This is a genomic window from Erwinia sp. BNK-24-b (assembly GCF_047456155.1).
Classification (GTDB): domain Bacteria; phylum Pseudomonadota; class Gammaproteobacteria; order Enterobacterales; family Enterobacteriaceae; genus Erwinia; species Erwinia phyllosphaerae.
On sequence record NZ_CP179901.1, the window covers coordinates 2,280,752 to 2,300,904 of the forward strand.

The window sequence follows — 20,153 nt, forward strand, 5'->3', positions numbered from 1 at the left end:
GTAGTTATCGCGCATTAACTGGAGAAAGAATATGGCGCTTACGCTATTTCTGGATGAGCTTTTGCCTGCTGTTAGTCAGGCGCTGGCGGAAAATGCGGCAGAGGTCGACCGGCTGGGCAAATTTCCCTGGCGCAATTTTGCTCTGTTGCATCAGCACGGTTTGTTAAGCCGCGCCCTGCCCGTTGCCGCCAGCGGCTTTGGAAGCAGTCTGGCAGAATGCCGCGCTATTATCAGCGCTATCGCGCAAAGCGAGCCGTCCACCGCGCTGATTCTGGTCATGCAGTATCTTAACTCACGCCGTCTTGATAAGAATTCTGGCTGGCCTACCGCCGTTTATGAGCGTGTCGCACGAAGCGTGCGGGAGGATGGCGCGCTGATTAATGCTTTACGCGTGGAGCCAGAGCTTGGTACACCAGCACGCGGCGGCCTGCCAAAAACCATAGCGCGTAGAGAGGTTGACGGCTGGCGCATCAGCGGTGAAAAAATTTACTCTACCGGCAGCGTTGGCCTGAGCTGGTTTCTGGTCTGGGCGCGCAGCGATGATACCGACCCGCTGGTGGGTAGCTATCTGGTACCCGCTTCCGCCCCCGGCATCCGCATTGTTGAGGAATGGGATCATCTTGGTATGCGCGCCACCTGTAGCCATCGCGTAGTGCTGGAGGACGTCTGGATCCCTCGGGAAAATGCCGTCAAGGTAAGCCCATGGAGTGAGCCACGCCCGACGCCCGATGATGAAGATATTTTGTGGACAAACGTGCTTCTTGCGGCGCTCTACGATGCTATTGCACGTGCGGCCCAGCGCTGGTTAATTACCTTTTTACACCAGCGTACGCCTGCAAACCTGGGACAACCGCTGGCGACCTTGCCGCGCTTTCAGGAACTGGTCGGCCAGATCGAGACGCTGCTGTTCACCAGCCAGACAATGCTGGATGGAGCGCAAGCTGGCCTGATTTCCGCAGAAGACGCCCCAAAGTTAAAGCAGGTTGTAACGAACAACGCTATTCGCAGCGTTGAGCTAATGGTGAAGCATATTGGTAACCACGCGTTAACACGTGCGAACCCGCTCGAACGACACTTACGCAATGTATTGTGCGGCCGCATTCATACGCCGCAGGATGACGCTGTTTTCACGGGTGCCGGAAAAAAGGCGTTGGCCGCACATTACGACAATGAATTAAAGTATTCCATAACTGCATCATCTTCCCTCGCTCCGGATGGGTTGCCCACCAGCGCGCTAAAACAGCCATAGCATTTTCAAATTAAGCGGCTCGCCATAATCGCAAAGGCATACAGAGCAATAGCAATAATGCTGATACAGGTACCGCAGGAAATTGCACGCGCTGAACGGCTCGTCTTAATATCCTGCGTCGTTTTGCCGATAAACCAGCCCATGATTAAATAGAGAAGCGGGAAAAAAATAGTCACTGCTTTTCCTTAAGATTATTTTTATAACCGAGGCTATGCCCTTTGATGCTGGACCGATCAACAAGATATGCAAAGGATAAGTTTGACTCTGCATCAGATAGCAGCAGTCAGCGATCGGGCCAGCGATAACCAGAGTAAAAACCTGTAAAAAACCGACCAGTCCACGGGCATTTCTTATATATCATTAATGTAAAATAAATGTAAACACCCTATCAGGCAACATCTTCAGCCGCATAGAAATATCAAAACTTCTACAAATGTAATCAAATGCGATATTTTCCCCTTCTCGCCTTTCAAATGTGACTGAAGTTTTCTTCGGGCCGAATTAGCAGTAAAAGCTAAAAGCCCGGGCGCAAAAAGGTATTTTATTACCTCGTGGTTGTTACTTTTATTTAACAACTGATGATAATTATCAACAAGCGAACCGGCCAGCCGCGTCAGCCGGGACGGTTTCTATTCATGAGGAGTGAAACGATGAAAGCACTGGTTCAGGATGTTTTATCTATATTTTCACCTAAGTCGATCGAGCCGGTACTGGTTCGTTCCGGGCTGTCTCATCGTGAAAAAGCCTCAATCCAGCCTGTAGGTATTATGTCTGTCAGCTGGGCGACTTCGCTCGAAGAGCTGCACGATGCGCTGGTTCAAAAGGCACTAGCCGCAGGTGCCGTCGGCTACCACATCACTAACGTGGAATCTCATAAGCCAGGCAACGATGAGCAGTCAGTACTCGCTGCCACCGCCACACTTTATAATATTAATGACAGTCTGGCTTATGATGACTGGCCGCTTTAATCATTCCGAACATTGTCACCTTTAATTACCCAGGCATTGCCCATTTTTAAAGGCGCGCCAGCAAGGAATTTTGATTTTCTATGCCGTTGCCAAACGCAGCGGCACGTTTATCCCTGACAAAGCTTCAGGAAAAACGATTTTATCTGCATAAAGCTGTTGTTGCTTTGCCCCCTTCAGCCATACAAAAAGCAGATCCCTCGCCATTGTGGCTGACAATCCTCTAAGTTACTTTTTTAATTACCTTTTTCGCACAAGGTTTACTGGAATGCAGATATAGCTCTTTCATTAATCCTGATAGCATCCTTATTATCAAAGCCTGTCTCAGGATCAAAACTATGACTAAACATATTCCACAACTAACGGCCTATCTGCGTGAAGTTCGTCACCATCTGCACCGTTTTCCTGAACTTTCTAATCAGGAATTTGCCACTACGGCTTATCTTCGTGAACAGCTGGCGCGAGAAGATATTGCCATCCTGGATCTACAGTTGGCTACTGGCCTGGTGGCGGAAATTACCGGCGGTAAACCCGGTCCACTGGTGGTGCTGCGCGCCGATATCGATGCCCTTCCTATTGAAGAACAGTCCGGCGTGGCGTTTAGTTCGCAAAATCCAGGCGTCATGCACGCCTGCGGCCATGATTTTCATGCATCGGCCGCGTTGGGTGCGGCAATTTTTCTTCAGCGGCAGCGCGCAGAACTGGCAGGACGAGTACGTATTCTGTTTCAGCCTGCCGAAGAAAATGGCAACGGCGCGCCAGCGGTACTGGCAAGCGGCGCGTTACAGAATGCCAGCGTCATATTCGGTCTGCATAACGACCCGGGTTTACCCGTTGGCGTAGTCGGCAGTAAAGCAGGCGCGTTAACGGCAGGCGTCGATCGCTTTGCTATTCGTATTAAAGGCACCGGCACTCACGCCGCGCGTCCTCATGAAGGTAACGATCCTATTATCATTGCCGGACAGCTTATCGCCTCACTGCAAACGCTTATTGCGCGTAATCTGCCTTCCGATCAAAACGCGGTGGTATCCATAACCCAGGTTCATAGCGGCACAACCTGGAACGTCATTCCCGAGGAAGCCTGGCTGGAAGGCACCGTGCGTACCTTTAATGCGGCAAGCCGGGATCTTCTGGAAAAACGACTGCGCCAGCTACTGGACGGCCTGGCTATCTCCTTTAACGCCTCTGTAACGCTCGACTGGCAGGCCGGGCCACCTTCCGTATATAACGATGAACGCTGGGCCGCTTTTGCTCTTGAGCAGGCCAGCGCCAGCGGGCTGGAGGCGCGAACGGTAGAAGCCAGCCCAATCGGGGAAGATTTTGCCTTTTACCAACAGCAGGTTCCCGGCGCTTTTGTCATGGTTGGCTCTGGCGGCCCGTGGCCTTTGCACCATCCCCAGTTCCGCGTTGACGATGAGGCGCTGTTACCTGCGGCTCTCTATCTGGCAAACCTGGCGCTGGCAGCGAGTACGAAGCTGGCATCTGCGGCATAAAAAACGATCTGATAAAGCTTGCAAATGGCGCAGAGAAATCCGCGCCATTATCTGTACAGGTGTCCCCAACGCAGGCCGTTAATCGATCCAGTTAAGATCGCTTATCATCCGCTCTACCTGCTTCCTTTCTTCTCCGCTTATCGTCCGCAGGGGAAACGGCAATGAAGGCGAAGAGATGGTGCCCATAAGCTCTGCCATGGTGGCGATCGTTCTGAGGCTACCGTGACGACGGAAGAAATCCCATAGCGGACTAAGGGCAGCATCATGCTCAAGCGTTGCTTCTTCATCCCCCGACAGGGCCGTTTTTGCCAGCGCCAGAGAAAAATGTGGGAAAAGCCCACCGAGCACGGAATACCAGCCTTCACAGCCAGCAAGCAATCCATGCAGCGCCTGGGTATCGCCGCTGATTCCCAGGCTTACGCCTTCAGGCAGGTTATCTTTCAGTTTTGTGATTCTTGCTGCGGCTTCGGAAGGAACCGGCGAGAGCGCGCCGAGTTTGATTGCCCCCGTGCCCGGAAGATGGGATAAGGCGATTAGCAGCTCGTCGGTAAATTGAAAGCCAGTGGTGATGGCATTGTCATAAATACAGAGAGGCACCGACAGCTCGCGCATTATACGCTCATAGAGATCGTAAACTTCCTCGCTATTTAACCGCTGGTAAGAGACCGGTGCGAGAAGAACCGCGCTAACGCCAGCCTTCTGAGCATCCTCTGCCAGCTTTAGCACCTCTTCGCTCCGTACTGCGCCAATGCTGGTCATCACCGGAATGCCTGCGGCGGTCTGTACCGCCAGTTGCGTTGTGCGATAACGCTGTTGACGCGTCAGATAAGCGTAGCTTCCCGTTGAACCCAGCGCGCCAATGGAATCAACACCTGCATCGACCAGGCGGTCAAGGAGTGTAATAAACGATTTTTCATCAACTTCTCCATTTATCATGGGCGTAAGAGGAAAAGCGCTAAGACCTTTAAACATGATTATTCCTTTAGTAGAACAGCGTAACAGGTGAATTTAACGGGCAAATTTGCGTGAGCCTGCCACGCACAAAATGACGCCAAACGTGGTTGCTACCGTTAACGAACTGACGGCTTCGTGCAAAAACAGCGCAGAAAGTGCCAGGCCTGAAAACGGCTGTAATAGCTGCAACTGGCTAACGGTCGCGACCCCGCCTTTCGCCAGTGCTTTGTACCAGAAAATAAAGCCAATCAGCATGCTGAAAAGTGAAACGTAGCCGAGCGCTATCCAGGCGGGAAGACCGACATTATTCAATGCTGGCGGTAAGGTAATGAAAGAGGCAATCAGCATAAGAGGCAGCGAACCAACCAACGCCCAGCCGATTACCGGCCATCCGCCCAGTTTCCGCGACAGCCTGGCGCCTTCTGCATAACCAAGGCCGCAGACCGCTACGGCTGTCAGCATCAATATATCTCCCGTAAAAGATAACGACACATTTTGCGTCAGCGCAAATCCGACGACCAACAGGCTACCTGTACAGGAAAAAATCCAGAATGCCACAGGCAGCCTTTCACCTCCTCTTATTACGCCAAAAATGGCCGTTATCAGCGGGAGAAGCCCTAAATAAACCATAGAATGCGCAGATGTCTCATGCTGTAGTGCCATTGCACTAAGCAACGGGAAGCCAATGATTACGCCAAAGGAGACAATACTCAGTGAAAAAATCTGCGAGGTCGCAGGACGCTTTTCCCGTAAGCCGATAACCAGAAACAATGCTAAAACCCCCGCAATGGAGGCCCTGGTAAAGGTTAAAAAAAATGGGTCGATAGCCAGCACGGCCACGCGCGTAGCCGGTAAAGAGCCGCTGAAGATGACAACGCCGAACAGACCGTTTAACCAACAAGATAACGGCGTTGACGTGGTGAGTTTCTTGCCAGCTACCATGAGCTTCTCCCGAACAGAATAAGTGAACGTCTTTGTCTTGACCGCTCGCATCATAAACGGCAGGATTTATGACAATCAAAATATTGTCATGGATACATTTTGAAAGCGCGATATAAAACTATTGTCGACAGGTATGCCGATGCGATTCGTGACGGTAGCCTTTTACCCGGCACGCGTTTGCCGACCCATCGTGCCCTTTCCGCTGAAAATCACATTTCGCTGGCAACGGCCACGCGTGTTTACGCTGAACTTGAATCAATGGGTTTGACCAGTGGGGAAACCGGTCGCGGTACATTTGTCAGGGAAATTTCGCTGCTGCCTGGACTGGGGATCGATCAGGTTGTCATCTCCGCGGATATTGTTGATCTCAATTTTAATTATCCGGCTCTGCCGCAACAGGCTGATATGCTGCGTTAGGCGCTGCGTCATTTAAGCACCTCCGGCGATATCGAATCGCTGCTACGCTATCAGCCGCATGCAGGAAAACTGAGCGAGCGTGAGGCAATAGCCTCCTGGCTTTCTGGCATGGGATTTACACCATCTGCAGAAAATGTATTGATCGTAAATGGCGCACAGCATGGCCTTGCGATAACAGTGATGGGGCTTCTTAAACCAGGAGATGTTATTGCCGTTGATGCCTTGACCTATCCTGGCTTTAAGGCGCTGGCAGATTTATATCGGCTAGAGCTGGCTCCCGTACCCGTTACGCCATCAGGACCAGATTTTGAGGCACTGCGGCAGCTTTGTCAGTGCAGACACGTGCGCGCAATTTACACTATGCCAACGCTGCATAATCCACTCGGCTGGGTACTTAATAATACCCAGCGGCACAAGTTGGTAAAGATTGCCAGGCGGCACGACCTTCTAATTATTGAGGATGCTGCTTACGCTTACCAGGTTCGCAACGCACCTTCGCCGCTGGCTTTTATCGCGCCAGAAAGAACGGTTTACGTAACCGGCTTCGCCAAAAATATTGCGACGGGTCTCAGGGTTGGTGCTGTTGTCTCCCCAGCGCCCTTCCGGCAATCACTGGAGCATGCGATCAGGGCAACTACCTGGAATACACCTTCTGTAATGACGTCAATTGTATGCGGCTGGCTACAGGATGGCACAGTTAAAAGGCTGGAAGGACTTAAACGTCGGGAGGCGCGCCGGCGTCAGGCTGTAGCACGAGAGCTATTAAGCCCGCTCAAGTTTATAAGCCATCCCGGAGCCTGGTTCCTCTGGCTTCCTTTACCAGAAGAAATAAGAGCCGAAAATATCGTCCGTAAACTGGCAGAGGAAGGCATCTCGGTCTCTACGGCTGAACCGTTTTGCACTACGCAAAATGTCCCTCATGCAATACGGCTTGCGCTGGGCTCGGTGAGTACGGAGAAGCTGCGGCTCGCGCTGATAAAAATCAGGGAAGTTATTGAATACGAGCGGGATCTTTATTGATAATAGAGATAATAATGATATTCATTATCGTTTAGTTGCGGTTTAGATAGCGTTGTCTATTGTTACCATCCGTTAACAACGATAACTTTAAAACGGAAAATAATAGTGAATATCAACGCAATCACCCTGGCGCTTCTTTCAACCTTTACCGCCTCTGCTTTCGCCCAGGATGATATGGTGGTTACAGCCAGCGGCTATGAACAAAAGCTTACTCATGCGCCTGCTTCCGTTTCCGTCATTAATGACAAAGAGCTGCAGGAGAAAAATTATACTGACCTGGGTCAGGCATTAAGCGGTGTAGAAGGTGTTGACGTGCGTGGCGGAACCGGTAAAACCGGCGGGCTGGATATCAGTATTCGCGGTATGCCAGGCAGCTATACGCTAATTCTGATTGACGGCGTGCGCCAGAATGCCAGTGCAGACGCCACGCCAAACGGATTTGATACGTTAAATACGGCCATGATGCCGCCGCTATCGGCTATTGACCATATAGAAGTTATTCGCGGCCCCATGTCTACGCTTTATGGCTCAGATGCGATGGGCGGCGTAATTAATATCATTACCAGAAAAAATACGAACGCCTGGCACGGCGGTTTGAATCTCTCTCATTCCGTGCAGGAACACAGCAAATGGGGCGATAGCTCTACGCTTGGCTTTAATACCAGCGGACCGTTAATCGATAAAAAGCTGAGTCTGGCTTTGCGGGGCAATATTCAGCATACGCAGGGTTCCAGCGTTACCAGTCTTAGCGATAGCGGCAGCAATACGCGCATACCCTATCCGACCAGAACGGAGAATTACACTCTTGGCGGTCGTCTTAACTACCAAACCAGCGAACAAAATACGTTATGGATTGACGGTGAAGTTTCTCGTCAAACCTATGACAACAGAAATGGCCAGCTTGGGCCAGTTGGCACCAGCGGCGGTGGCTATCGCAATGAACTTCGCTATCAGCGCAACAAAGTAGTTATAGGTCATGATACCGATTTAACTTTTGGTCGCTGGAGCTCCAGCCTGTCATGGGCAGAAACGGAAAATAAAGGCCGTATTCTGACGCCTCGTACTCTATCAAGCGCTAATCAGAACCTGAGCGGTAAAGATCGTATATTGAAAAATACGAATACGATTCTGGATACCAGTCTGGTCACGCCGCTGAACGAAGATCATCTGTTGCAGGTTGGCGGACAATACTGGGACGCGCGGTTAAAAGACGGCGTCGTTCTGGCCAACAGCGGTGAAACCTTTCAGCAGCAAACCTGGGCGCTATTTGCCGAGGACGACTGGCAGCTGCTGGATCCGCTATCGTTAACCTGGGGCGCGCGTTATGAAAAACATGATAGCTTCAGCGGTCATATCAGCCCGCGCGCTTACCTGGTATGGAGTATTAACGACGACTGGACGATGAAAGGCGGCGTGAGTACCGGCTATAAAACGCCTTCGCTCAGCCAGTTACATAACGGCGTCAGCGGCGTTGCAGGCAACGGTTTGGTTACCACTATTGGTAATCCAGACCTTAAACCGGAAACGAGCGTCAATTATGAAACAGGTCTCTACTATGATAATCGTGACGGCGTTAAGGCGAACGTTACTGGTTTTATCAATGATTATCGTAATGCGATTGAATCAGAGGCAATTGATGATTCAACAAATTCTTATCGCAATGTTGGTAAAGCGATTACGCAGGGGATTGAGCTGGCGACTTCACTGCCGCTGGCGGCCAATGTCGCCCTTAATCTGAATTACACCTATACCGATAGCAAACAGCGCGGCGGCGATAACCCGGGAGCGCCATTAACTAACACTGCGCGTCAAATGGCTAATGCTCGCCTGAACTGGAACATGACGCAAGATTTGAGTAGCTGGATGGCAGTGGAATACCATGGTAAAACCCCAAGGTATACCACCAGCTATAATAATTTGAGCGCAATTGAAAAAGTTGTGGCGGACGAGCGCGGCACTTATCTCAAAGCATGGACGGTTGTTAACATGGGCGCATCGTTGAAACTCACGTCACAGCTGACGCTTAACGGCACCATTAATAATGTACTGGACAAAGACTTTTCTAAAGTATCGCTGTACCGCGCGGGTAGTAGTTCGATTTACGCTGGCGATTATTTTCAGACGCTTGCGTCTACCACAGGATATATAACGCCCGGGCGGAATTACTGGCTGTCGCTGAATTACACATTCTGATATGAGTCATCATAGGTTTTAACCTATTTTGTGAAGCTTTTAAAACTTTTCAGCCTGATTTTTCCATAAAATCCCTCTGTCCTTAATTATTGCCTGGATGGCAAGGAAAATACGTATGGAAACAGAGGGAACTCATCACGGAAGTCAGATCGTCACGCCGCACGATTCTGTGTTTAAACAATTTTTGACGCACCCGGAAACTGCCCGCGATTTTTTGCAGATACACCTGCCGCCAAAGCTACAGGCTATTTGCGATCTCACCACGCTTAAACTGGAGTCGGGCAGTTTTGTTGAAGAAAGTTTGCGGCCCTATTACAGCGACGTGCTTTACAGCCTGAAAACGTCGGAGGGAGACGGCTTTATTCACGTGCTGATTGAACATCAGTCTTCGCCGGATGAACATATGGCTTTTCGACTGTTGCGTTATGCGATAGCGTCAATGCAGCGCCATATAGACGCCGGATATAAAAAACTACCGCTGGTCATTCCAATTCTGTTTTATGCCGGTAAGCGAAGTCCGTACCCCTATTCTACCTGCTGGCTGGATAGCTTCGTCAATCCGGCTCTGGCCGAAGAGCTTTACGCAGGGCCTTTCCTTCTGGTAGACGTCTCCGTTATTCCCGATGATGAGATTATGCATCATCGCAGTATGGCAGCACTGACACTGTTACAAAAACATATTTACCAGCGCGATATGACCAAATTTGTGGATAGGCTTGCGATAATATTAAACGCCGGGCAGTTAACGAGACAGCAAATGCTTTCATTGTTAGAATACCTGGTGCTTATGGGAGAAACCCCAAATGCATACGCCTTTGTCAACAGACTGGCACAGCAGGTGCCAAAGCATAAGGAGGAACTGATGACTATTGCACAACAGCTTGAGCGTAGAGGGATGGAAACAGGCTTAGCAAAAGGTATTCAGCAAGGGATGGAAAAAGGCATCGAAAAAGGCATTGAACAAGGGCTGGTCAAAGGCCATATCGAAGGTCGTCTGGACGTGGCTCGTAGCCTGTTAAAAATGGGTATCTCACGCGAAACCGTGCTGGAAGCTACCCGCCTGACGGAAGAAGAGCTGGCACAGATTCACCATTAATTGCCCCGCCTGCCTCCGGGAAACCGGGGGCAAAAAAGAAATCGCAATAAAAACCCAAATTATTTTTTTACGGGACCGAAACTTTTGCCACGCATTCGGCGAACTTCTCATTGAACGAATAAAATTACTGTACTCGTCGCCTAATGGAGAAATGAATGCGTATGAAAAAAAATCTGAAAACTTTGGCTGCTGCAACTCTTCTGGCTCTCAGTCTGCCCGCCACCAGCGCCTTCGCTGCGCTTCAGATCGGCGAAAAAGCGCCCGACTTCCAGCTTTCAGCCTCGCTGGCCGGAAAAGCGACCACTTTTTCACTACAGCAGGCGTTACAGAAAGGTCCGGTAGTACTTTATTTCTTCCCGGCGGCATTTAGCGCAGGCTGTACGCTGGAAGCACACGATTTTGCCGAAGCTACCGATGAATTTAAAAAACAAGGCGCGACCGTGATCGGCGTAACGGCCGGCAATACCGATCAGATTGCTAAATTCTCGCAGCTTGAATGTCGTGATAAGTTTACCGTCGCGGCCGATCCGGGTGCCAAAGTCGCTGCCGAATATAAAAACACGCTGCAAATGAAAGGGAAAACTTATTCTGACCGCACCTCCTATGTAATTGCGCCAGACGGCAAAATTCTTCTTAGCTATACCGATAAAAATCCGGATGCCCACATTCAAAAAGCAATGGACGCGGTAAAAAAATATCGCCAGGCCAATCCGGCTTGATTTGAATCCGTCAGGCTTATAATGCTGACCGCTTCGCCGGTCGGCATTTTCCGCAATCTTTTTAATCAGGCAGGTTTATTATGTTGACTGCTATTGCTGCCGCCTTTCTGGGCGGTATCATTCTTAACCTGATGCCGTGTGTATTTCCGGTTATTTCACTTAAGGCGCTGAGTCTGATCCGCCATCATGATAAAACTGCCCATGCCCGCGCTGAAGGCCTGGCGTTTCTGTTTGGGGTAGTGGTAACAATGGTTGTGCTGGCAGGCGCGCTGCTGCTTGCCCGTGCTGGCGGCACGTCGGTCGGCTGGGGGTTCCAGCTACAGTCGCCGTTGGTTATTGCTTTGCTGATCCTGGTGATGCTCGCGTCGGCACTGAATCTGCTGGGCCTCTTCGAATTTGGCCTTTTTGCCCAGCGAATCGGCGGCGTGGGCAGTCAACGAGACGGCCTGGTCGGTTCTGCGTTGACCGGCGCTTTAGCCATCATCGTTGCCACGCCGTGCAGCGCGCCATTTATGGCCAGCGCCATCGGTTATGCGCTTACCCAACCGCCTGCCATCAGCCTGGTAATCTTTATTTCTCTGGCGTTAGGGTTTGCGGCACCTTTTACCCTGATTGCTTTTTTCCCGATTCTGGCACGCGTGCTGCCTGCGCCCGGAGCCTGGATGAACACGCTGAAACATGGTCTGGCGTTCCCGATGCTCGGTGCGGTTGGCTGGCTGATTTGGGTGCTGGAGCGTCAGGCAGGTTCAGCTGCGCTGGCGGCCATTCTGGCCTGCTGCCTGCTGTTAAGTTTTTCCGCATGGCTGTATGGCATGGCGCAAAAACGCCGTATGATGGGCAAACGCCACCTGGCTTTACATGTTGCTACCATAGCTTTTCTGCTGCCGGTACTGGTACCGCTGGCAAACCTTAAAGCTACCTCCGGTTCACCGGAAACAGCAGAAGCTGTAACGGCCGCGGTGGCGGTCGCCTGGACCCCGCAAAACGTGGATGCCATTAAAGGCCAGGGTAAACCGATTCTGGTGAATTTTACCGCATCGTGGTGCATTACCTGTCAGGTTAACGATCGTACTTCACTGTCAACACAGGCGGTTAAGGCGGCGATGGCGCGTACCAATACCATTTATATGGTAGCGGATTCCACCAAATATAATCCTGATGTCGAGCAGGCACTGAGCGATTTCGGCCGTGGTGGCCTGCCGTTATATGTGGTTTACCCGGCTAACGGCGGCAAGCCAACGGTGCTGCCGCAGGTTTTAACACCGCAAATCGTTATTGCCGCGCTTGATCGCGCAACCGGAAAAAAAACGTGAACAGACAACGTGACTCTCTTTGCCATGCTTTACACAGATAATGACCGGCGCTGAAGCAAACGAACGCTGGCCCGCGCTGATGGCCCGTGCGCAGGCTGGCGATCGACAAGCTTATAACCAGCTTCTGAAAGCGATGGTGCCAGCCATTCGGGCTTTTGCGCGTAAAAAAATCAGTGATGAAGCGCTGATCGATGATGTCGTGCAGGAGACGCTACTGGCAATTCATCGCGTGCGGCATACCTACGATCCCCAGCGTCCGATGCTGCCGTGGGTAGCAGCCATTACTTCTGCCAGGGCAATTGATGCTTTACGGCAGCGCGGTCGAAACCAGGAAGTTCAGGACGACTTTGCGCTGAATTTGCATCCTGCCAGAAACGACGATTCAGATAGCCAGGCTGAAATAACAGGTTACCTGGAAAGTTTACCGGCGCGCCAGCGCGAGATTGTGGAAACAGTTCACCTGCGCGAGCAAAGTCTGGCGCAGGCGGCAGCGGAAACTAACCTGTCCGTTGCCGCCGTTAAATCCCTTTTGCATCGTGCGATGCTTAACCTTCGTAAATATGGAAGCGGTAATCATGAGAAATCATGACCAGTTTATAGACCGGCTCAGCGCATCCGCGCAGCCGGTAAAGCGTCTCTGGCCAACGACCTGGCGCGTTATTGCGTGGGTGGCGGCCGTGCTGCCGAGCGGCATGCTAAGCAGTTGGGCTCTCCATGGCCGGTTCACCGACTGGTCCCAGCCGGGCGCCTTGTCCGCGCTGGTTACGCTCCTGCTGGCTTTTATTATTGGCAGCGGTGCTATTGCCGCTGCGTTTACTTTAAGCATAGCGGGCCGCCAGCCTGCCAGCCTGAAATGGTCTTTATGGCTGTCGCTGGCCTGGCTGATACTCAACCTGAATAATATGTCATTTACCAGCTCGCCTGCGGGTTCGCATCAGTTCGGCGAAGGCATTCACTGCTACCTGTTTATGCTTTCCGCTGGCTTACCGATGGTGGTGATTTCTCTTATCGGCCTGCGGCGCTCGCGTTCACTCTGGCCTGCAAAAAGTTTGGCGCTGGCAGGATGTGGCATAGCCTTTATGTCTTCTATGCTGCTTTCGTTATGCCACGACACACATCTTCATCTGCTCGATTTTGCCATGCACCTGGCGGCGGGCGTAACCCTGATTGTGGTTACCATACTGACAGGGCGTCGCTGGATTCGGCTTTAAACAACCTTTATAAAAAGGCGAGCGGCACGATGCGCTTGCCGGTTCGCTTGTTACCGATGGCTGTCTCTGCTTTTACCTGCATGAATCATTCACAGGATTTTTCTGACGGTAAAATAAGCACGCCTGTTTCATTAAATTTCCAAATAAATCCGAAAAAAATAATTTTTCCTTCCCTTCCGTTATAATTACGCTACAGGAAAAAAGAGGGGGATGCCCAAATGACTAAGGACCCAATTTTTGAACGTAAAAAAAACCGCGCGATAGAGATCATGGCGGGAAAAGGCATGTGGCGCAGCAATTACGCCCCGCCGTGCCATGTGTTCTTATGGAAAATGGGCATCCACGTTCCACCGCCGCCTTTTTCTCATTTCTGGACGAACTTTTTCAGCTTTGCCGCTATCTATACGCCATTCTGGGGCGCGGTAATGTGGTTTATTTTCTGGAAATCCCAGGGTGAAAGCGCTATTTACGCTCTGGTAACAGCCGGGATTGCCGGTTTTGTTTTTGGCATCGCGATGGCCGCTTTCCAGCGCTGGCGGAAAAAAGCCAACGACCTTCCGGAATGGGAGCAGCTGTAATATAACCGCGTATAAAGTTGATTGCGGACGTTTTTGCCGTAAGCACGGTATAGCATTCAACAACTCCCTGAAATGGCCGCGCCTGCGGCCATTTACCAACGTATAGCACAACCCTGAAATTGAGTATCCTCCTCCTCCTTAAAACACTCCGTTACGGTAACTCCATGCGCAGCAGAGCCTTTGGGATACCGTGCGTAGCAATATCATTTTATCACGGTAAGGTTTTTAACCTGTTGACATAGCAGAGAGTTTTAGAGAACATTGAATTTTACTCAACCATGAGTATTCGTTGTGACAACTCATTCCGCAGCCCACCTTTCCCGTAGCGATCTAGCTGATTTAAATGCCTTTCGCGCGGTTGAGCGTCAGCGCAGCTTTACTAAAGCGGCCGTAGAGCTTGGCATTACCACTTCTGCCCTTAGCCATGCCATACGTAATCTTGAAACGCGCCTTGGCGTCAGGCTATTGAACAGGACCAGCCGCACCGTTTCACCCACGGAAGCGGGAGCAAGCCTGGCCTTGCGGCTGAATATTGGTTTCAGAGAAATCAGTGAAGCGCTGGATAACGTTAACCACTTACGCGTTCGCCCTGCCGGCCGCCTGCGTCTTAACGTACAAAGGGATGGCGCAAGCCTGATTATTGCGCGTTATTTACCTGAATTTTTACGGCGGTATCCTGAAATGGAGGTCGACATTAGCGTTAGCGACCACATGACCGATAGCGTAACGGAAGGCTTTGACGCAGATATTCGTTCTGGCAGTAACATGCCGGGAAATATGGTGGCGATAAAGCTGGAGAAAGCATGGAGAAGAGTTGCAGTCGCTTCGCCCCGATATCTTTATTACCACTCGCAGCCTGAACAACCAGAAGATTTGAGAACCCACGCCTGTATTCGGCTACGTACGGGCCAGGGCATTATTCGTAAATGGCACTTCAGCAAAGACGGCGAGCGCCGGATTATTGATGTACCGGGGCAGATCTGCGTCAATGACGCGACGCTGGCGATAGCGCTGGCTCTTGCCGGAACGGGCATCGCATGGTGTCTTGAACAACAAGTTTCTCAGCATCTGGCCGAAGGAAGCTTGCGTACCGTTCTTTCCGACTGGTCGCCGGTTGAACCTGCCCTGCATTTGTACTATCCCGGAAACCGGGCAATGCCACAGGGACTAAGCGAATTAATCGAGCTGCTGCGTGAAGAAACAGATACCGGGGAAAGACATTTACAGCAGCTTTGCAGTAAAACGCTGCCTTTCCCCGTTTTTTCCGGCTCTTTTTAATCAGCCGTTTTAATTGCTACGCCACGATAAAAGGTAGGTTCAACCTGCAAAGGGCTGGCGATTAGACCCTGCTGGTGATAAAAATCGGCCGTAGCCTGCTGCTGGGCTATCGTTTCCCGATCGATAGCCTGCCAGTGCGATTTTCTGCGGCCAAAGGCAAGTTTGACCGCCTGCTGAGGGAAACCGATAATCTTTGCCAGTACCAGGGAATAAGCATCGGGACTGGCATAGGCCTGCCGCTCTGCCCGAGACAGCCGATTAACATAATCCTGCAGGGCTTGCCGTTTTTTATCATCGCCAAGCGCGCTATCGGTAGCGGCCAGAAAGCTGTTGCCCGATATCAGCCCTCGTCCATTTATCAGCACGCGCCCCGTGCCGGAAGTTTCCGCCAGCGCGGTATAAGGATCCCAGGTTGCCCAGGCATCGATTGCGCCACTTGCTAAAGCAATTTTCGCATCGCCGGGCGTTAAATAGCGAAAATGAACCCGATCCGCTTTAACCCCTGCCTGCTCCAGCGCCTTCAAAGCAATAAAATGCCCAATCGAACCGCGACCGGTGCCAATACTTTTGCCTTTTAAATCGCCAGCGGTTTTTAACGGAGAGTCTTTATTCACTACTATCGCGGTACCAACCGGATCGGATTTATCTACGGCAATGGCTTTTACCCGGGAACCCGCTGCGATTGAAAACAGTAGCGGTGCATCACCTATAATACCCGCATCGACGGCACCCGCATTGAGCGCTTCCGCCAGCGGCGCGGCGGCAGGAAATTCGGTCCACTCAATACGGTAAGGTAAATTATTCAGTAGCCCTGCAGCCTCCAGCTGGGCATGCATATTGCCTTTTTGATCGGCGATTTTTAACACTACACTATCATCCGCCTGCACCACCCAACTTGCCGCCAACAGCACCAATACCGCTCTTATCACAATCTATTCCTCTGAATAATGATTCAACTCTACGCGCGCCACTTCATCCGGCATGCTGAATTAAAAGTAAATTACGAGCCAAGCCTGCCTGGACAGCTTCTTTTACGAACTACATATAAAATCCCGTACAAACATTATCTTATTATTTTAATCAATGTTAAGCGGATTAATTATGCTGATAACTGCTTACCATATCTAAATAACGTTTTACCGGACGGAAATGCTTACCCTTTATTTCTCTTTTTTTAGCCACTTAATTGCCTAAAAAGCCGTTTTTTGGAAGAATGCACAACAATGAGAGCGGCCGCAGCTGTTTTGTCCATATGACGTCATCAACCTTGCTAACAGACCCTGATACTTACGCTTTAACCAATTATTTATATTTATAATCAATTGCTTAACAGGTAAGCTAGCTTACCAAAAGCATGGTCGTTATTTTGACCATCACAACCTGATGCCCAACCATCTTATCCACAGAAAATGGGGATTACCTGTGTATAAAAAAGTATAAATCTGCCGATGCGTACTTACCGTTGCGCTGAAACGCACTAATTTTATGGTAGATTTTGTCAGAAAGGCACGCGGGTCGAGTAAGCGAAGCGAAAAAATGGGCGTAGCAAGGGGCTGGAAGAAAATAGTGACCATGCCAGCGTTGACAGGCATCGATACGTAAGGGTTTTGTTATGCCATTTAGCACGCAATTTTTGATTAAACGGCTGGCGAACAATCCTTGTTGCGAAACTAAAGGTTTGTTGTATTACACTATGCCGCGCTGGTAGAAAAATACCGTTTAGTGAACAAGGATTTTAATTAAAGGAGCTGTGGATGCAGTCAGGAAGAACAATGAACGGTTGGTTACTGGCAGTAATTTGCTCGCTGGGTCTGGCCAGCTGTTCACATAAGCAGGAGCCCGAGATAAGGCATCAGCTGGTGCCGGTAGTAAAGAAACCGATAACAGAACCCATAGTTACGGAACCCATGCGGGGGATCTGGCTGGCTACGGTATCCAGACTCGACTGGCCGCCGCAGGCCTCTCTTCAGGCATCATCAGAAACCGAGCGAATCCGTCTACAAAAGGAATCTTTGATAAAGGCACTGGATGAGCTGAAGGAGAGCGGAATTAACACTCTGTTCTTTCAGGTGAAGCCGGATGGCACGGCATTGTGGCACTCCGCTATTTTGCCCTGGTCAGATATGCTGACGGGCGTTATCGGCGCAGATCCCGGTTATGATCCTTTAGCTTTTGTGCTGCAAGAGGCGCACCGCCGTGGAATTAAGGTACATGCATGGCTTAATCCTTACCGGGTTTCGATGAATACAAAGCCAGAAACAGTCAGGGCGCTGCACGCTACCCTTTCCTCATCGCCAGCCAGCGTGTTTGTGCTACATCCTGACTGGATACGCACGGCCAGCGATCGCTTTGTTCTCGACCCGGGATTGCCTGAAGTACGCGACTGGATTACGAACGTTGTCACCGAGCTGGTGAATAATTACGATATTGATGGCGTGCAGTTTGATGATTATTTCTATTACGAAACGCCCGACTCCCCGCTAAAAGATAACGCTACCTGGCGACAATATGGCAGCGGATTCGCCGACAAGGCCAGTTGGCGAAGAAATAACACGCTATTACTGGTCAAACAAATTTCTGCCGCAATTAAAAAATTAAAACCGAATATTGAATTTGGTATCAGCCCGGCAGGCGTCTGGCGTAATAAGGGTGAGGATCCGCTTGGCTCTGCTACCCGAGGTGGCACAGCTTATGATGCGTCTTACGCCGATACACGTCAGTGGGTAAAGCTGGGGCTGCTGGATTATATCGCCCCCCAGCTTTACTGGCCGGTCGCCAGGAAAATTGTTCGCTATGACGTGCTGGCCCACTGGTGGGCAGATGTGGTGAAAAATACCGATACCAAATTATATATCGGTATCGCCCTGTATAAGATTGGTATGCCTTCAGCCGCTGAACCGGACTGGACGATTGCAGGTGGCGTACCTGAACTGCAGAGGCAACTGGACATTAACGATGCCTTGCCAGAAGTGAAAGGTACCATTCTTTTTCGCCAGGGCTTTCTGAATCAGCCGCAAACGGCCGAAGCAGTACACTATCTTCAGAACCGCTGGCGCCCGAAAAAATAGTTCCCTTTCAGGCCCTTAACCGGGCCTGTCTCCCCTTCCCTTTCGGTCAGAGGTCACCAGAATTTTCCTGCTGAGCCATAAAATAACCGTTGCCGAAATTCAGGATGTTATTTTAACTTATCGCATGTTGTAACTATTACTAGTTACAGAAACAGGAAACCGAAAGCCTCTGCGGTTTCCTGTTTTATAGCGTGAGTCGACTAGCGCCAGCCCAGTTCTGGTGCGACGTGCTTCAGAATTGCTTCCAGAACGTGCGCACAGTAATCCACGCCAAGCTGGTTAGGTATGGTCAACAGCAGCGTATCTGCTTCGGCGATGGCTTCATCTTTCGCCAGCTGCTCAATCAGCCTGGACGGTTCCGCCGCATAGCTGCGCCCAAAAATCGCGCGCGTTTTTTCGTCCAGATAACCAATCTGATCGCCGCCCTGCCCGCTACCGCCAAACCATGCGCGATCCTGCTCGTTAACCAGAGCAAAAATGCTGCGGCTGACCGAAACCCGCGGCTGATGCTGATGCCCTGCCTCTTGCCAGGCCGCACGATAAGCGCGGATCTGCTTTGCCTGCTGAATATGGAAAGGCTCGCCGGTTTCATCATCTTTCAGCGTGGAGCTTTGCAGATTCATCCCCAGCTTCGCCGCCCAAACGGCCGTGGCGTCAGAACCCGATCCCCACCAGATGCGCTCGCGCAATCCCTGAGAAAAAGGCTCTGGCCTTAATAAACCCGGCGGGTTAGGAAACATTGGCTGCGGATTCGGCTTTGCAAAACCTTCACCACGCAGCACTTCCAGCAACGCTTCGGTATGCCGCCGGCCCATGTCCGCGTCGCTCTCGCCTTCTTGCGGGTTATAGCCAAAATAGCGCCAGCCCTCAATCACCTGCTCAGGTGAACCTCGACTGATGCCTAACTGCAGTCGCCCACCGCTAATCAGGTCGGCTACGCTCGCCTCTTCCGCCATATAAAGCGGGTTCTCATAGCGCATATCGATAACGCCAGTGCCGATTTCAATTTTGCTGGTGCGAGCAGCGACCGCCGCTAATAGCGGGAAAGGCGCGCTAAGCTGGCGGGCAAAGTGGTGTATGCGAAAATAAGCGCCATCCGCGCCCAGTTCTTCCGCCGCAACGGCCAGTTCGATTGATTGCAGCAGCGCGTCTGCCGCCGAACGCGTGGCTGACTGGGCGGAAGGCGTCCAGTGTCCGAAAGAGAGAAAACCAATTTTTTTCATTATTAAAACTCCGAGGGTTCGCCCGGCAGCGGTTCAGAAAGCGGCATACCTTCCGCACCCGCATAAAAGATAACCATCTCCGCCGCCTGCTCTGTGGTGTAGCCGCGATGGATATCGCCTGTGGATTCGTTTAGCGCTTCGCCAGCGCTGACGAGGTGCTTCCTGCCCGTTTCTCGATCCTCAACGGTCAGCTCGCCAGAGAGAAGATAAGCGATATTAGGCATCGGATGCGAGTGCCACGGTAAGAAAGAATGTGGCGGTATGGTCATTTTCATTAGCGTCAGCTGCGGCTTTCCTTCGGGATACGCCTCGTAGGGCGTACCGTTCCAGGCCTCGCTGGTTTGCAGCAGCATTGAAGATTCAATCTCTTGCCTGGATTTATTGTGTTCCGACACGTTACCTCCTTTATATAAGACTGCAAAACAGTATAGGTT

Annotated in this window: 18 protein-coding genes and 1 pseudogene; 13 read left to right on the plus strand and 6 right to left on the minus strand. The window is 51.1% G+C overall.

From position 1 onward, the window contains the following. Window positions 1–31 precede the first annotated feature (31 nt). A complete protein-coding gene (locus ACMGGR_RS10185) occupies window positions 32–1,249 on the plus strand; it encodes an acyl-CoA dehydrogenase family protein (protein WP_414148831.1) in 1,218 nt (405 codons plus the stop codon). A gap of 5 nt (window positions 1,250–1,254) precedes the next feature. Here the strand turns inward: ACMGGR_RS10185 and ACMGGR_RS10190 are convergent, their stop codons facing one another. Further along, window positions 1,255–1,425, minus strand: coding sequence for a hypothetical protein (locus tag ACMGGR_RS10190; RefSeq protein ID WP_414148832.1), 171 nt, complete (start codon window positions 1,423–1,425; stop codon window positions 1,255–1,257). A 474-nt stretch (window positions 1,426–1,899) separates the two neighbouring features. Here ACMGGR_RS10190 and ACMGGR_RS10195 point away from each other — a divergent pair, with 474 nt between their 5' ends. Then, window positions 1,900–2,217, plus strand: a complete 318-nt coding sequence (locus tag ACMGGR_RS10195; RefSeq protein ID WP_246759395.1) for a DUF1471 domain-containing protein — start codon at window positions 1,900–1,902, stop codon at window positions 2,215–2,217. Between the two features lie 335 nt (window positions 2,218–2,552). Then, entirely contained in the window at window positions 2,553–3,707 is a 1,155-nt protein-coding gene (locus ACMGGR_RS10200; RefSeq protein ID WP_414148833.1) for an amidohydrolase, read from the plus strand. Between the two features lie 78 nt (window positions 3,708–3,785). On the opposite strand, the gene ACMGGR_RS10205 is transcribed toward ACMGGR_RS10200, so the two are convergent. After that, window positions 3,786–4,679: a dihydrodipicolinate synthase family protein gene (locus ACMGGR_RS10205; RefSeq protein ID WP_414148834.1), complete on the minus strand. Its 894-nt coding sequence runs from the start codon at window positions 4,677–4,679 to the stop codon at window positions 3,786–3,788. Between the two features lie 36 nt (window positions 4,680–4,715). After that, entirely contained in the window at window positions 4,716–5,603 is an 888-nt protein-coding gene (locus ACMGGR_RS10210) for a DMT family transporter (protein ID WP_414148835.1), read from the minus strand. A gap of 99 nt (window positions 5,604–5,702) precedes the next feature. Here ACMGGR_RS10210 and ACMGGR_RS10215 point away from each other — a divergent pair. The 9 genes and pseudogenes from ACMGGR_RS10215 (at window position 5,703) to ACMGGR_RS10255 (ending at window position 15,428) form a co-directional block, all read left to right on the plus strand. Further along, window positions 5,703–7,040: pseudogene (locus ACMGGR_RS10215) on the plus strand (PLP-dependent aminotransferase family protein). Window positions 7,041–7,145: 105 nt separating this feature from the next. Next, window positions 7,146–9,233: a TonB-dependent receptor gene (locus ACMGGR_RS10220; RefSeq protein WP_414148836.1), complete on the plus strand. Its 2,088-nt coding sequence runs from the start codon at window positions 7,146–7,148 to the stop codon at window positions 9,231–9,233. A gap of 115 nt (window positions 9,234–9,348) precedes the next feature. Next, window positions 9,349–10,329, plus strand: a complete 981-nt coding sequence (locus tag ACMGGR_RS10225; protein ID WP_414148837.1) for an Rpn family recombination-promoting nuclease/putative transposase — start codon at window positions 9,349–9,351, stop codon at window positions 10,327–10,329. A 155-nt stretch (window positions 10,330–10,484) separates the two neighbouring features. Further along, a complete protein-coding gene (locus ACMGGR_RS10230) occupies window positions 10,485–11,048 on the plus strand; it encodes a peroxiredoxin (RefSeq protein WP_414148838.1) in 564 nt (187 codons plus the stop codon). 80 nt (window positions 11,049–11,128) lie between these two features. After that, the gene (locus ACMGGR_RS10235) at window positions 11,129–12,361 is read left to right on the plus strand and encodes a protein-disulfide reductase DsbD family protein (RefSeq protein ID WP_414148839.1); all 1,233 of its coding nucleotides are present in this window, start codon (window positions 11,129–11,131) and stop codon (window positions 12,359–12,361) included. 40 nt (window positions 12,362–12,401) lie between these two features. Further along, window positions 12,402–12,950 carry a sigma-70 family RNA polymerase sigma factor gene (locus ACMGGR_RS10240; RefSeq protein ID WP_246759386.1) on the plus strand — a complete coding sequence of 183 codons (549 nt, stop codon included), beginning with the start codon at window positions 12,402–12,404 and terminating at the stop codon, window positions 12,948–12,950. Continuing rightward, the gene (locus tag ACMGGR_RS10245) at window positions 12,937–13,572 is read left to right on the plus strand and encodes a DUF1109 domain-containing protein (protein WP_246759385.1); all 636 of its coding nucleotides are present in this window, start codon (window positions 12,937–12,939) and stop codon (window positions 13,570–13,572) included. Before ACMGGR_RS10240 ends, ACMGGR_RS10245 begins: the two co-directional genes overlap by 14 nt. Window positions 13,573–13,790: 218 nt before the next feature. Beyond that, window positions 13,791–14,150 (plus strand): DUF6404 family protein, encoded by a 360-nt coding sequence (locus ACMGGR_RS10250; protein ID WP_246759383.1) that lies wholly within the window; start codon window positions 13,791–13,793, stop codon window positions 14,148–14,150. A 291-nt stretch (window positions 14,151–14,441) separates the two neighbouring features. Further along, complete coding sequence (locus ACMGGR_RS10255) at window positions 14,442–15,428, plus strand: LysR family transcriptional regulator (RefSeq protein ID WP_414148840.1); 987 nt, start codon at window positions 14,442–14,444, stop codon at window positions 15,426–15,428. On the opposite strand, the gene ACMGGR_RS10260 is transcribed toward ACMGGR_RS10255, so the two are convergent. After that, window positions 15,425–16,357: an ABC transporter substrate-binding protein gene (locus ACMGGR_RS10260; protein WP_414148841.1), complete on the minus strand. Its 933-nt coding sequence runs from the start codon at window positions 16,355–16,357 to the stop codon at window positions 15,425–15,427. The two genes, ACMGGR_RS10255 and ACMGGR_RS10260, sit on opposite strands and share 4 nt — an antisense overlap. A gap of 843 nt (window positions 16,358–17,200) precedes the next feature. Here ACMGGR_RS10260 and ACMGGR_RS10265 point away from each other — a divergent pair. Further along, window positions 17,201–18,496 (plus strand): glycoside hydrolase family 10 protein, encoded by a 1,296-nt coding sequence (locus tag ACMGGR_RS10265; RefSeq protein WP_414148842.1) that lies wholly within the window; start codon window positions 17,201–17,203, stop codon window positions 18,494–18,496. 200 nt (window positions 18,497–18,696) lie between these two features. Here the strand turns inward: ACMGGR_RS10265 and ACMGGR_RS10270 are convergent, their stop codons facing one another. After that, window positions 18,697–19,719, minus strand: coding sequence for an LLM class flavin-dependent oxidoreductase (locus ACMGGR_RS10270; RefSeq protein WP_246759379.1), 1,023 nt, complete (start codon window positions 19,717–19,719; stop codon window positions 18,697–18,699). A gap of 2 nt (window positions 19,720–19,721) precedes the next feature. Then, on the minus strand, window positions 19,722–20,072 hold the full coding sequence (locus ACMGGR_RS10275) for a cupin domain-containing protein (protein WP_414148948.1): 351 nt from the start codon (window positions 20,070–20,072) through the stop codon (window positions 19,722–19,724). Window positions 20,073–20,153 lie beyond the last annotated feature (81 nt).

Bases quoted from the DNA above. Each gene is read 5' to 3' on its own strand.
- ACMGGR_RS10240 (WP_246759386.1), top strand. From the start codon at position 12,402: ATGACCGGCGCTGAAGCAAACGAACGCTGGCCCGCGCTGATGGCCCGT.
- ACMGGR_RS10200 (WP_414148833.1), top strand. From the start codon at position 2,553: ATGACTAAACATATTCCACAACTAACGGCCTATCTGCGTGAAGTTCGT.
- ACMGGR_RS10265 (WP_414148842.1), top strand. From the start codon at position 17,201: ATGAACGGTTGGTTACTGGCAGTAATTTGCTCGCTGGGTCTGGCCAGC.
- ACMGGR_RS10225 (WP_414148837.1), top strand. From the start codon at position 9,349: ATGGAAACAGAGGGAACTCATCACGGAAGTCAGATCGTCACGCCGCAC.
- ACMGGR_RS10195 (WP_246759395.1), top strand. From the start codon at position 1,900: ATGAAAGCACTGGTTCAGGATGTTTTATCTATATTTTCACCTAAGTCG.
- ACMGGR_RS10245 (WP_246759385.1), top strand. From the start codon at position 12,937: ATGAGAAATCATGACCAGTTTATAGACCGGCTCAGCGCATCCGCGCAG.
- ACMGGR_RS10250 (WP_246759383.1), top strand. From the start codon at position 13,791: ATGACTAAGGACCCAATTTTTGAACGTAAAAAAAACCGCGCGATAGAG.
- ACMGGR_RS10205 (WP_414148834.1), bottom strand. From the start codon at position 4,679: ATGTTTAAAGGTCTTAGCGCTTTTCCTCTTACGCCCATGATAAATGGA.
- ACMGGR_RS10235 (WP_414148839.1), top strand. From the start codon at position 11,129: ATGTTGACTGCTATTGCTGCCGCCTTTCTGGGCGGTATCATTCTTAAC.
- ACMGGR_RS10275 (WP_414148948.1), bottom strand. From the start codon at position 20,072: ATGCTGCTGCAAACCAGCGAGGCCTGGAACGGTACGCCCTACGAGGCG.
- ACMGGR_RS10270 (WP_246759379.1), bottom strand. From the start codon at position 19,719: ATGAAAAAAATTGGTTTTCTCTCTTTCGGACACTGGACGCCTTCCGCC.
- ACMGGR_RS10230 (WP_414148838.1), top strand. From the start codon at position 10,485: ATGCGTATGAAAAAAAATCTGAAAACTTTGGCTGCTGCAACTCTTCTG.
- ACMGGR_RS10185 (WP_414148831.1), top strand. From the start codon at position 32: ATGGCGCTTACGCTATTTCTGGATGAGCTTTTGCCTGCTGTTAGTCAG.
- ACMGGR_RS10210 (WP_414148835.1), bottom strand. From the start codon at position 5,603: ATGGTAGCTGGCAAGAAACTCACCACGTCAACGCCGTTATCTTGTTGG.